The organism is Pseudoduganella sp. RAF53_2 (assembly GCF_052113985.1).
Classification (GTDB): Bacteria; Pseudomonadota; Gammaproteobacteria; order Burkholderiales; family Burkholderiaceae_D; genus Rugamonas.
On record NZ_JBFRDW010000109.1, the window covers coordinates 1 to 11973 of the forward strand.

The 11973-nt window shown below is 62.1% G+C and carries 13 protein-coding genes; 5 read left to right on the forward strand and 8 right to left on the reverse strand.

What is annotated here, in order from left to right:
- The 3 genes from AB4Z11_RS08945 to AB4Z11_RS08955 all read left to right on the forward strand — a co-directional run.
- On the forward strand, positions 1–559 hold a 559-nt coding region (locus AB4Z11_RS08945; protein WP_442024545.1), incomplete at its 5' end, for a hypothetical protein.
- Positions 559–1101 (forward strand): FlgO family outer membrane protein, encoded by a 543-nt coding sequence (locus tag AB4Z11_RS08950; RefSeq protein ID WP_442024547.1) that lies wholly within the window; start codon positions 559–561, stop codon positions 1099–1101. The genes AB4Z11_RS08945 and AB4Z11_RS08950, both read left to right, overlap by 1 nt.
- A 44-nt stretch (positions 1102–1145) precedes the next feature.
- A complete protein-coding gene (locus AB4Z11_RS08955; protein ID WP_442024549.1) occupies positions 1146–1595 on the forward strand; it encodes a cupin domain-containing protein in 450 nt (149 codons plus the stop codon).
- On the opposite strand, the gene AB4Z11_RS08960 is transcribed toward AB4Z11_RS08955, so the two are convergent.
- Positions 1576–2403, reverse strand: a complete 828-nt coding sequence (locus tag AB4Z11_RS08960; protein ID WP_442024551.1) for an NAD-dependent protein deacetylase — start codon at positions 2401–2403, stop codon at positions 1576–1578. The two genes, AB4Z11_RS08955 and AB4Z11_RS08960, sit on opposite strands and share 20 nt — an antisense overlap.
- Before the next feature lie 3 nt (positions 2404–2406).
- Positions 2407–2655: a DUF1272 domain-containing protein gene (locus tag AB4Z11_RS08965; protein WP_442024553.1), complete on the reverse strand. Its 249-nt coding sequence runs from the start codon at positions 2653–2655 to the stop codon at positions 2407–2409.
- Positions 2656–2714: 59 nt separating this feature from the next.
- Between AB4Z11_RS08965 and AB4Z11_RS08970 the strand changes: the two genes are divergently transcribed.
- A complete protein-coding gene (locus AB4Z11_RS08970; RefSeq protein WP_442024555.1) occupies positions 2715–4232 on the forward strand; it encodes a helix-hairpin-helix domain-containing protein in 1518 nt (505 codons plus the stop codon).
- Positions 4233–4236: 4 nt separating this feature from the next.
- On the opposite strand, the gene AB4Z11_RS08975 is transcribed toward AB4Z11_RS08970, so the two are convergent.
- From AB4Z11_RS08975 to ppsA, 5 genes are all read right to left on the reverse strand, one after another.
- Positions 4237–5658 carry a hypothetical protein gene (locus tag AB4Z11_RS08975; RefSeq protein WP_442024557.1) on the reverse strand — a complete coding sequence of 474 codons (1422 nt, stop codon included), beginning with the start codon at positions 5656–5658 and terminating at the stop codon, positions 4237–4239.
- Positions 5655–6074 carry a DUF4259 domain-containing protein gene (locus AB4Z11_RS08980; RefSeq protein WP_442024559.1) on the reverse strand — a complete coding sequence of 140 codons (420 nt, stop codon included), beginning with the start codon at positions 6072–6074 and terminating at the stop codon, positions 5655–5657. Before AB4Z11_RS08980 ends, AB4Z11_RS08975 begins: the two co-directional genes overlap by 4 nt.
- Before the next feature lie 33 nt (positions 6075–6107).
- A complete protein-coding gene (locus tag AB4Z11_RS08985) occupies positions 6108–7028 on the reverse strand; it encodes an SPFH domain-containing protein (RefSeq protein WP_442024561.1) in 921 nt (306 codons plus the stop codon).
- Positions 7029–7051: 23 nt separating this feature from the next.
- Positions 7052–7471, reverse strand: coding sequence for an NfeD family protein (locus AB4Z11_RS08990; RefSeq protein WP_442024563.1), 420 nt, complete (start codon positions 7469–7471; stop codon positions 7052–7054).
- 144 nt (positions 7472–7615) lie between these two features.
- Entirely contained in the window at positions 7616–9976 is a 2361-nt protein-coding gene (gene ppsA / locus AB4Z11_RS08995) for a phosphoenolpyruvate synthase (protein WP_442024569.1), read from the reverse strand.
- Between the two features lie 223 nt (positions 9977–10199).
- On the opposite strand from ppsA, the gene ppsR reads away from it, so the two are divergent.
- Positions 10200–11048, forward strand: coding sequence for a posphoenolpyruvate synthetase regulatory kinase/phosphorylase PpsR (gene ppsR / locus AB4Z11_RS09000; protein WP_442024565.1), 849 nt, complete (start codon positions 10200–10202; stop codon positions 11046–11048).
- Positions 11049–11105: 57 nt separating this feature from the next.
- Here the strand turns inward: ppsR and AB4Z11_RS09005 are convergent.
- The coding region (locus AB4Z11_RS09005) for an EAL domain-containing protein (RefSeq protein ID WP_442024567.1) at positions 11106–11973 on the reverse strand (868 nt) is incomplete at its 5' end.

Genomic DNA, 11973 nt, shown 5'->3' on the forward strand with positions numbered 1-11973 from the left:
ACACTGGGACGTCATCGCCAAGCACATGTCCCAGCAGCTGATCGCCGAGATGAAGAAAGGCCCGCAGCGGCCTTTCTATATCGCCGAAACACCGCAATCCTCCCCCTTCCAGCGCGCGCTGACCGCGCAGCTGATCTCGGCGCTGGTGAATCAGGGCCAGGTCGTGTCGCGCGGCCCGGCAGGCTCGCTGCGCATCGATCTGGACGTACAAGCACTGACTTTTGCGCCTGACCGCCCACAAAGCCGCTATGCTGGCCTGCCGGCCGCGATTGGCGCAGGCGTATGGATCTTGTCGGATTCCGACCCTGCCTTCGCAGTGGCTGCCGCCGCCGCCGGCTTTGACGGCTACAACTGGTACAGCAGCCAATACGCACCGGGTGACACGCCGCAGACTGAATTGATCATTACCGCTTCCGTCACCGACCAGTTCCGCTATTACGCGCGCTCCACGTCCGCCTATTACGTCGCGGACGCCGATCGCTCGCTGTATGGCATCAAGGAAGAGAAGCCGAAGGACATCGAAGTGACCAAACTGTTCAAAGTACGGGGAGATCGTTGATGCGCAAGCTCGCCGTCGCCTGCCTGCTGCCCCTGTTGCTGGCTTCCTGCGCGAATACGCCGCCGAAGGAAGATACGAATTACGCGGCCACCTCCTCCAACCAGTTCGTGGCAGCGAATTACAAGGCGGCGGACGCCCTGCTCGCGCAGCTGTCCGGCCGTCTGGTCGTGGACAAGCCGCTGATCATGGCGACCATCGTCAACATCGATTCGCTGGAACAGACCTCCACGCTGGGCCGCCTGATTTCCGAGCAGCTTTCGACACGCCTCGCTCAGGGCGGGCTTAAAATGCTGGAGATGAAGCTGCGCAATTCCGTCTACCTGAAACGCGGCCAGGGCGAGTTGATGCTGACGCGCGAAATCGGTGAAGTGGCGCAGAACCACAATGCGCAGGCCGTGGTGGTCGGCTCGTATGCTGAAACCAGTGATGCAGTCTTCATCAATATCAAGGTCGTGCAGCCGCAGAACAATTTTGTCCTGGCGGGCCACGACTATGTGCTGGCCAAGGAAGGCATCGTCCGCTCCATGCTGCTGCAGCGCTAACGCTGCTCTTCTCGCGCGGACTCTCTGACAAGGAGACGTTCATCATGCGCAAATTCCCGCCCTGGTTGGCAGGCGCCGTCCTGCTGGCCATTCAATCCGCAGCAGGCGCCCAGCCGCTGCAACCGGCCCGCATTTCCGCCGCCCAGATCGGTCAGCTGCCTTCCGCCACAAGTCCGGCGGGGACGCAGCAAACAACCCTGCTTGGCAAGTCCACCGGTCCAGGGATTTACGTCGTGCAGGCGCGCTTCCCTGCTGGCCTGAAGATCCCGCCCCACAATCATCCCGATGATCGGGTTGTGGTCGTCCTGTCAGGGACTGTTTATGTGGGCTATGGCGATCGCTTCGACGAAAGCCAGATGCAGGCAATGCCCGTCGGTAGCACCTGGACTGAACCTGCGGGCCAGGCGCATTTCACCTGGGCSAAAGATGGCGAGGCCCTGATCCAGATCGTTGGCCACGGCCCGTCCGGAACAACTATGCTGCCGCAGCACTAAGCAGCTGCACCACACGCGGCAGCACTTCCTGTGCAGCCGCTTCCAGTTTGAAGGCCAGCAGATCATCGGCGCGCGTTTTGCCCGCATTGACGGCGGCAATCGGCTTGCCGTCCGCTGCCGCCATGCGGCAGAAGCGGTAGCCGGAAAACACCATCAGCGAAGATCCCACGACCAGCAAGGCATCGGCTTCGGTCATGCGCGCGAAGGCGGCTTGAGTGCGGTCCTTTGGCACGTTATCGCCAAAAAAGACCACGTCCGGCTGTAAGGTCCCGCCGCAAGCCTCGCATGCCGGCACCTTGAAGTCTTCCAGCGAATCGGGCTCCAGCTGCGCATCGCCATCCGGCAGCGGATGCGCCAGCACATTGGCCAACGCGGGATTGTCCGCTTCCAGCCTGCGCTGCAGCGTGGCGCGGGCGAAGCGGCGCTGGCAATCGAGGCAGAAGACCTGGTGGATATTCCCGTGCAGTTCAATCAGACTGCGCGTGCCGGCGCGCTGGTGCAGGCCATCCACGTTTTGCGTGATGACCGCATGCAGATGGCCGGATGCTTCCAGATCTGCCAATGCACGATGTCCTTCGTTCGGCTGCGCCAGGCCCAATGTGGCCCAGCCAACCATACTGCGCGCCCAGTAGCGGCGGCGTACAGTGTCCGAACGGCGGAATTCCGGTCCCTGTATGGGCGCGCGGCCGCGCCGCACGCCGTCCTTGTCGCGATAGCCCGGAATGCCCGATGCCGTGCTCAGACCCGCGCCTGTCAGCACCAGCACACGCTGGTGGCGGCGCAGGAATTCAACCAACTGCCCTTCCATCAGTCACGCTGCGGTTGCGCAGCCCTCCGGTTTGAAGACGCGGGTAGTCGACGCCGGATTGTTGGCGAGTTTGTGGGCGGCGCGCGTTGGGCGAGGCGCAAAACTGCCGCCACAGTTGGGGCAAACGCCTTTCAGCTTATTGTCCACGCAGTCGGCGCAGAATGTGCATTCAAAGGAGCAGATACGGGCATCCTTCGAATCAGGGGGCAAATCACGGTCGCAGCATTCGCAACCTGGACGCATTTGCAACATACATTTTCTCCATACTTTGGTCAGGAAAACCGCGATAGTATGCCGCAAAAGGAGAAATAATGAAGAACTGGGGACATTTTTTGGCCGGCTGCGCGCTGGCCTGTGCAGCCGCGTACGCGCCGGCTGGAGAACTGGCCGTTCTTGCACCTGTTTTGGCCGATAATGCGCCACTGTCGAAGCCTGCGCCGGATGGCAAAGGCGAAGCGCCGGTCGTATCGCGCGTTACCAGTGGGGCGCTGTACGACGCCTTGCAGAAAGAGGCATCCGATGGCTTCACTGCGCAAATGCTGGCGCTGGACGATCTGGCGATGCAGCTCTCCGGTAGCGGAAAGAGCACCTGGCTTTTGATGTCCCTTGAGGAAGGTGGCTTTCCGCGTCAGGGCTTCTGGCTGCAGGAGCCATCCGGCACCCGCTGGGTCAGCGAGCCGTATGTCGATCTGGTGGTCGATGCGGACTCGGTGGCAGATGGCAGCTTCGAAGAGATCTTCGCGCATGAACTGGGACACGTTTTTCTGCGCCGCCTGATCGGCGATCTGCCTGCCGGCCAGTCGCGCACACCGCATCACAGTTTCAGCATCACCGACCAGCAGACGGCGTTCGACGAAGGCTGGGCCACGCACTTCCAGGCGCTGGCGCGGCGCTTCACGCGCAACGAGCGCCTGCGCGCGCAGGATCAGGGCGTTGAGTTCAAGGCTTATGTACCGTTCTGGATGCATCATGTGGACCGCCACTATCGCGTAGAAGGCGTTCGCGAGAATCTGTTCGCGCATCGCACGGTCACCATGCCGGGCGCTGGCGATGCCGTCGAGCGGCGCGAACTGAGCGCGATGTTCGACCGCTCGCGCCTGAAGAACCCAGCGCAGATGCTAGCGTCCGAAGGAATGCTGGCGACCTTCTTCTTCCGCCAGCTGGCGCCCGGCGAAGGCGGCGCAGCCGCGCTGCGCACACGCTACGAGCCGATATTCCGCGCCTTCTCCACGCTAGGCGCGCRGCATCCGACCGTGGACACTGCCCTGATGCCGGTCGTGGCGCAAATCATGGTCAAGCAGTCTCCGGACGATGGCAAGCGCTTCGTGAAGGTCCTGGTCGAAACAAGTTATGGCGCCCTCACCTCACCTGCCTTGGCGGCACAGGCCGAGCGCGTCGCGCAGGCGGGGCGCTTTGCCGATGGCGATGCATTCGTGCCTCAATTGAAGGAAGCACGCAAGGCGATGGCCGCGGAAGTTGAGGATGTTCAGGCGCATCCCGACAAGCTCGCGTCCCGCGTCGGCCCAGCGCTGTGGCTGCTGCCGGTTGCGGCGCGCGGTGCTGCCGGAGCGCCAGCCCCTGGGGTTGCAGGCGGCCCTGCTGGCGGCACCAGGGCGCGCACCGTCAATCTGAACACCGCCGAACGGGAACAGTTGCTGGCACTGCCGGGCATCAGCGCCGCTGCGGCCGACCGCGCGCTGGCGAGCCGTGACAAAGATGGCTACTTCAGCAGCGTCACAGACTTCGCCCGCCGCGCCGGCTTGGCCGCCGCGCCATTGCAGGCAATGGCCGATGCTGCGCGCAAGGCCGGTAGCTTCACCCGCGAATGACGCCTTAGTCGGGGCGGTAGCGCAGGGTGTTCAGCACCGTGTTCGTCATCTCCAGATCGGCCAGCGCTTCGTCGGACACGCGCAGCAGCGTGCGCTCGCGGATGCGCGTGAGCTGGTCGATCAGGAATTGCTTCGGCAGCGTTGAATAGAGAATGTCGGATGCCTGCAAATCCTCGTGCTCACCATAGCGTTCATAGAGCGACTCCAGCCGGCGGCGCACTTCCTCATCGCTGATCGGCTGCTCGCTGCGCTCACCACGCATGGATTCGAAGACCAGACCTTTCAGGCGCGGACTGACTTGCGCAAAGTATTCGCGCGATTTGCCTTGCAGGGCTTTAGCATCGAACGCGGTCAGCGCATCGCGGCCTTGCGGGCCTCCGGTGCGGGCCAGGAAGGTGACGRCACGCACGAAGGTGTCCGGATCTTCGCTTTGCAGCAAGGCTGCTACTGCGGGCACGCTGTCCGGTGAGCCAATGGCGATCAGCACTTCCAGAACTTTGTTGCGGATGGTGCTGTCACCGAGCAGGCCGCGCAGATGCGCTTCGCCTTTAGCTCCATACTGGCCGTAGATAAGAGCAGCGGTCGTGGCTTCATCCACTGTGAATCCGTGCTGCGGCACGAAGACGGTTACCTTGCCGTGCAAGAAAGYCTTGTCCAGCAAAGGAAACAGGCGCTCGTCGTGATCTGCGGCGGTCAGATGGGCAAAGCGGAACAGCTGCTCGGAGCTGGCCTTGATCAGCGGCGCATCGGCGTCGATGGTGCGCAACGCTTGCATGCTCAGGGCCTTGTCGCCCGGCTCGCCGAGGCGGGCGAGGAAGAATCCGATATCGAGCAGGATTAGCTGGTTTGGCTGAGGCTTGCGCAATTCGGCCGCCAGCTCGCGGCGCAGCACGTGCAGCGCCGTCGGCTTGTTGTCACCGAAGAAGCGCCAGGCGTTGTCCAGCGTGTGATTTTGCTCGCGCGCTGCGACAGCGTTTGCAGGCGCCTGCATGGCGCGCATTTGCGTCAGGCGCGCCAGGACGTCCGCTTCGCCCGATGCCGCAGCTTGCCCAGCGCCAGCAGGAGCGGCCTCACCCGACGCGGCGCTCGGCAGCGAGCTCGCGCCAGCGGCAGCGATGGCCGGCACGCCGGATGCGGCGACGATATCCGCTGCACCGGATGCGTTCGCGCTGGGGCTGGCGGCTGACGACGGGCCTGCGGTGGAGGTGGCGGTGGCAGCTAAGGACGGGCCTGCGGCGGCGGTGGCTGCGGCGGTGGYGGTGGCGGTGGCGGTGGCGGTGGCTGCGGCTGCGGCTGCGGCGGTGGCGGTGGCGGTGGCCGTGGCGGTGGTGGTGGTGGTGGTGGCAGTGGCCGTGGCGGTCGCGGTGGCCGTGCTGGTGACAATTAATGCGGCGGCGAGTGCGGCGATTTGATGGCGCTCGGTCATGCGGACATCCTTTTGCTCAGCTCCTGCACGCACGCTTGCCATTCATCGTAATGCTCGCTGTCTTGCCACAGCTCGCGCAGTTCGGAGCTTTCGGCCAACACCAGCGCCAGCGCGCGGCAAGCCTTGTCGGCGAGATCCGGGCGGGGCTTGAACTTCGGCAGCACCGAAGCGACCCACTCATCGACAGCAGCGGAATCCTCGTCGGACGCGCCGCCTCGTCCCTGCAGGCGGGACAGCGTTTCGACCGCAGCCAAAGCCTCGGCGCCATATGGCGCTTCGAGATATTCGGTGGTCTCGGCCTGAAGCACATTGTTCAGGGTCTCTTCGATGAAATACAAATCCTTCGATTCCTGCAAATCCTCCGCCCAATCCTGCGCGAAGTCATTGCCGAACGGTCCTACAGCCCAAGTTCCCACATCAGCCTCCAATTCAATTGGAACGCATTGTACTCACTTCTGCGTCTTGACGACTTGCAGCGCCGTCGCAATCAAGCCGCTCATGTCCCCCAGGTTGGCGGGAACGATCAGCGAGTTGTTGGTCTTCGCGAGACTCGCAAATGCGCCCACGTACTGTTCGGCCACTTTCAGGTTCATGGCTTCCTCGCCGCCCGGCGACTGAATCGCGTTGCCGACCTGTTTCAAGGCGCCAGCCGTCGCTTCGGCAATTGCGAGGATCGCCGCCGCCTCGCCCTGCGCGCGATTGATGGCGGCCTGCTTGTCGCCCTCCGAGCGCGCGATGGCGGCTTCCCGCTCACCAGTGGCGATATTGATCTGCTCCTGCTTGCGGCCTTCGGACGCAGCGATCAGCGCGCGCTTGCCGCGTTCCGCCGTGATCTGCGCCTGCATCGCGTGCAGGATTTCCTGCGGCGGCGTCAGGTCTTTGATCTCGTAGCGCAGCACTTTTACCCCCCAGTTGGCGGCCGATTCGTCGATGGCGTTGACTACAGTCGTGTTGATGTGATCGCGTTCTTCGAAGGTCTTGTCCAGCTCCATGCGGCCGATCACGGAACGCAGCGTGGTCTGCGCCAGCTGCGTAATCGCGGCGATGTAATTGGACGAGCCGTAGGACGCGCGCATCGGGTCCGTCACCTGGAAGTAGATGATGCCGTCCACCTGGAGCTGCGTGTTGTCCTTGGTGATGCAAACCTGCGAAGGCACATCCAGCGGGATCTCCTTCAGAATGTGCTTGTAGGCGATGCGGTCAATGAAGGGCACGACAATGTTCAGACCCGGCCCCAGCGTGGCGTGGTATTTGCCGAGCCGCTCGACCACCCAGGCGTGCTGCTGCGGGACGACATTGATGGTCTTGAAGACGAAGACTAGCGCAACGATGAACAGAACCAGCGTGACGGTGCCGACGGTGATTTCCATGAGATCTCCTGAATTAACGCCTACTAAGCGCCTACTATAAGGCGGCTGCCGCGAATTTCGCGGATACGGAAGGTGCCCGGCTCGGGCGCTTCGCCCGGTGCGAGTTCAACGTCCCACATCGCGCCGCGGTACATCACACGCGCTGCACGATCCTGCCACGCGGGCACGTGGACGCTTTGGCCGATGTCGATGTTCACGTTTGGGTCGCTGGCCGCGTCGGGCCGCACGGTTTTACCGAAGCGGCTGCGGCGCAGCAGCAGGGTCGCAATCACGCCAACCAGGGCCGCAACCAGCGTCTGGCCGGGCATGTCGATGCGGGCCAACGCAGTCAGCGCGCCGGCGCCCATGCCGATAGCGATCATCAGCAGGTAGAAGGTGCCGGAGAACAGCTCCAGGATGACCAGCACGCCCGCGCCGATCAGCCACATTATCCAATCTGCCATGTCGGTATCTCCTTTAAAACCCACGGCCAAGACCTGGTGGCTGCCACACCGTGGCAGCCACCTTCGTTTTGGGTTCTCGTAAATAAAAACCCCCGCGACCGGCAGGCCACGGGGGTTTCTTAAGCAACGAGGCTTGTCGTTACTTTATTGTTGCATTTCTGCCAGTTTCTGCCAAGTGTCGATCACCGAGTCCGGATTCAGGGACATCGTCTCGATACCCTGCTGCATCAGCCACACAGCCAGTTCCGGATGATCGGAAGGACCCTGGCCGCAGATGCCGATGTACTTGCCCAGCTTGCGGCAGGACTGGATCGCCATCGCCAGCAGCGCCTGCACGGCAGGATCGCGCTCGTCGAAGTCGGCAGCCAGCAGCTCCATGCCGGAATCGCGGTCCAGGCCCAGGGTCAGCTGGGTCAGGTCGTTGGAACCGATGGAGAAGCCGTCGAAGAACTGCAGGAACTGCTCCGCCAGCACCGCATTGGAAGGCACTTCGCACATCATGATCAGGCGCAGGCCGTTTTCGCCRCGCTTCAGGCCATTCTTGGCGAGCAGGTTCACCACCTTCTCGGCCTGGCCCAGGGTACGCACGAACGGCACCATGATTTCGACGTTGGTCAGACCCATCTCTTCACGCACACGCTTCATGGCGATGCACTCCATCTCGAAGGCTTGTGCAAAATCTTCGGACAGGTAGCGCGCGGCGCCGCGGAAGCCCAGCATCGGGTTCTCTTCATCCGGCTCGTAGCGCGAACCGCCGATCAGCTTCTTGTACTCGTTCGACTTGAAGTCGGACAGGCGCACAATCACCTTCTTCGGCCAGAACGCAGCAGCGATGGTCGCCACGCCTTCAGCCAGCTTGTCGATGTAGAACTGCTTCGGCGAAGCGTGGCCGCGCGCTACCGATTCCACGGCCTTTTTCAGGTCCGCGTCGATGTTCGGGTATTCCAGGATCGCCTTCGGGTGCACGCCAATATTGTTATTGATGATGAACTCCAGGCGGGCCAGGCCCACACCGGCGTTCGGCACGGACTGGAAGTCGAAGGCCAGCTGCGGGTTACCCACGTTCAGCATGATCTTGGTCTTGATCTCCGGCAGCTCGCCGCGCACCACGTCGGTCACTTCGGTTTCCAGCAGGCCGTCGTAGATCTTGCCTTCGTCGCCTTCAGCGCAGGACACGGTCACAAAAGTGCCGTCCTTCAGGATGTCGGTCGCATCGCCGCAACCCACAACCGCCGGAACACCCAGTTCACGGGCGATGATCGCCGCGTGGCAGGTACGGCCGCCGCGGTTGGTCACGATGGCGGATGCGCGCTTCATCACCGGTTCCCAGTTCGGATCGGTCATGTCGGCAACCAGCACGTCGCCCGGCTGCACGCGTTCCATTTCGCTTGGATCGTGGATCACGCGCACAGGACCGGCGCCGATCTTCTGGCCGATGGCGCGGCCGGAAGTCAGCACGGTGCCGGTGGACTTCAGCTTGAAGCGCTGCTGCGCTTCGTGGCTCTTCTGCTGCGACTTCACGGTTTCAGGACGTGCCTGCAGGATGTACAGCTTGCCGTCACGGCCGTCCTTACCCCACTCGATGTCCATTGGACGCTGGTAGTGCTTTTCGATGATCACGGCGTACTTGGCCAGTTCAACGATTTCCGCGTCGGTCAGGGAGTAGCGGTTGCGCAGTTCGATCGGTACATCAACAGTCTTCACGGAACGGCCAGCCTTGGCTTCGTTGGTGAATTCCATCTTGATCAGTTTGGAGCCGATATTGCGGCGGATCACAGGCGACTTGCCCTGCTCCAGCATTGGCTTGTGGACGTAGAACTCGTCCGGATTCACGGCGCCCTGCACCACGGTTTCACCGAGGCCGTAGCTGGAGGTGATGAAGACCACGTCCTTGAAACCGGATTCGGTATCAATGGTGAACATCACGCCTGCCGCGCCCACGTCGGAACGCACCATGCGCTGCACGCCGGCGGACAGCGCCACTTCAGCGTGGGTGAAACCTTTGTGCACGCGGTAGGAAATTGCGCGGTCGTTGTAAAGGGAGGCGAAGACGTGCTTCATTGCGTCCAGCACGTTGTCGATGCCGACCACGTTCAAGAAGGTTTCCTGCTGGCCTGCGAACGAAGCGTCAGGCAGGTCTTCCGCGGTGGCGGAGGAACGCACGGCGAACGATACTTCGGAGGTGGAGTCAGCGACCAGACGGTCGTAGAAAGCGCGGATCTCGGACTCCAGGCGCGGCTGGAATGGGGTGTCCACGATCCACTGGCGGATTTCTGCGCCGGCAGCGGCCAGAGAACGGACATCGTCGATGTCCAGGCCTTCCAGTCGTGCCGCGATACGGTCGGCCAGCGACTTGCCACCCGCTTCCGCGTGCGACAGGAAATCGCGGAATGCTTGTGCGGTGGTGGCGAAACCACCAGGCACGCGCACGCCGGCGCCGGCCAGCTGGGAAATCATTTCACCCAGCGATGCGTTCTTGCCGCCGACAGATTCGACATCCGTCATTCGCAAGTTTTCGAACGAAGCCACGTAAACGGCCTCGCTGTTCTGCTCCTTCAATGCTGCGTTGGACATAAAAACACCTTTTTGATGATAGAAATCTTTACGCAGGCATGCCGGCATTCATTCTTGTCATTCTTAGCGCCGTGCAGCACAATCTTACCGTTGGCAAGCATTTTACAGCCTGTAGAGCAAATTGACGATTCGCAAACCTGAAACGACCGTTCTGATGACAGAAGAGCAACGCCCCACTCCGACTACCTGCGCCCGTACCGTGTTTTTTGTGTCCGATGGCACCGGCATTACCGCTGAGACTTTCGGCCATTCGGTGCTGACCCAGTTCGACATGAAGTTCCGCCAGTTCCGCCTGCCGTTCATCGACAACGAGGACAAGGCTTATGACGCGGTGCGCAAGATCAATGAGGTGGCGACCGAAGATGGTGCACGTCCTATCCTGTTTTCGACGCTGGTGAAGACCGAGCTGTCGGCCATCATCCACCGCGCCAACGCCATGCACATGGACTTGTTCCAGACCTTCGTGGTGCCGCTGGAGCAGGAGCTGTGCGTGAAGTCGACCCACACCGTGGGCCGCTCGCACAATATCGTCGATAGCGAGGAATACAAGAACCGCATCGAAGCCATCAACTTCTCGCTGGCCCACGATGACGGGCAGTCCAACAAGAACCTGTCCTCGGCGGATGTGATCCTGGTGGGCGTTTCGCGCTCGGGCAAGACGCCGACTTCGCTGTACCTGGCGATGCAGTACGGGATCAAGGCGGCCAACTATCCGCTGATTCCGGACGATTTCGAACGCGGCAAGCTGCCATCGGCGCTGTATCCGTTCAAATCAAAGATTTTTGGATTGAGTATTGAACCGCATCGCTTGTCGGAGATCCGCAATGAGCGGCGCGCGGGCAGCAAGTATGCGTCGATCGAGAACTGCCGCTACGAGGTGAATGAGGCGGAGGCGATGATGCGGCGCGAAGGGATTCGCTGGCTGTCTTCGACCACCAAGTCGATCGASGAAATCTCCACCACGATTCTGCAGGAAATCCGTCCCAACCGCTCGCAGTACTAAACCGTCAAAGCAGGTGGCTGCCACATCGTGGCAGCCACCAGGTTCACGCCGTGGGTTTTAAAAGAAGTGGCGCCACTCGTTCAGCCAGTTGGGAATCTCATCCACTGGCATCGCGCTGGCGATGTAATAGCCCTGGGCGTAGGTGCAGCCCAGGCCTTGCAGGAAGTCCCAATCCTGCTTGGTTTCCACACCCACCGCCGTCGAACGGCGATCCAGGCTGCGCGCCAGGCCCAGATAAGACTTGAGCACCGTGCTCAATGCGCGCTTCTTCGACGCGCCATCCACAAAGCTCGGATCGATCTTCAGTTCCGAGAATGGAATCGCCGCCAACAGCTGCAGGTTCGAGCGGCCCGTCCCGTAATCGTCCACGGCCAGACCAAAGCCCATCATGCGCAGGCGCAGCAGGCGCTCGAGGAAGTGCGGAATGGCTGTCAGCACGGCCGACTCGGTAATTTCGAAGGTGATGTAATCCGCCAGGATGCGATGGCGCTCCAGGCAAGCCTTCACTTGCGGGATGAACTGCGGATGCGACAGAGTTGCCGGGTCGACGTTGACCGAGAACGAAATCGGAATGCCCTTGTCGTGCAGCCAGCGGCAGGCCGCAACCGACTTCTCGATCATGTGCCAGTCCAGGAAACCGATGCGGTTGGCCTTTTCCAGCACAGGCACGAAAGCTTGCGGTCCCAGCACGCCATGCTGGGGATGGCGCCAGCGCGCGAACATCTCCAGGCCTTTCAGCTGGCCGGTTTCCAGCTCGATCTTGGGCTGAAAGAAGGGATCGAATTCGCCAGCCTGCAAGCCGCGCGCCACTTCCGCGAAGCTGAACTCCGGCGGGAACGGTTCGGCCGGCGCCGGCGCCGGCGGCGCGTACTTGTCGATCAGGGAGTCAAGCTTGGCGGCGCTCAGTGGACGCCCGGTGGTGCCC

Coding starts and splice junctions, on each gene's coding strand:
- AB4Z11_RS08950 (WP_442024547.1), top strand. CDS start 559: ATGCGCAAGCTCGCCGTCGCCTGCCTGCTGCCCCTGTTGCTGGCTTCC.
- AB4Z11_RS08960 (WP_442024551.1), bottom strand. CDS start 2,403: ATGGAAGGGCAGTTGGTTGAATTCCTGCGCCGCCACCAGCGTGTGCTG.
- AB4Z11_RS08965 (WP_442024553.1), bottom strand. CDS start 2,655: ATGTTGCAAATGCGTCCAGGTTGCGAATGCTGCGACCGTGATTTGCCC.
- AB4Z11_RS08985 (WP_442024561.1), bottom strand. CDS start 7,028: ATGGAAATCACCGTCGGCACCGTCACGCTGGTTCTGTTCATCGTTGCG.
- AB4Z11_RS08990 (WP_442024563.1), bottom strand. CDS start 7,471: ATGGCAGATTGGATAATGTGGCTGATCGGCGCGGGCGTGCTGGTCATC.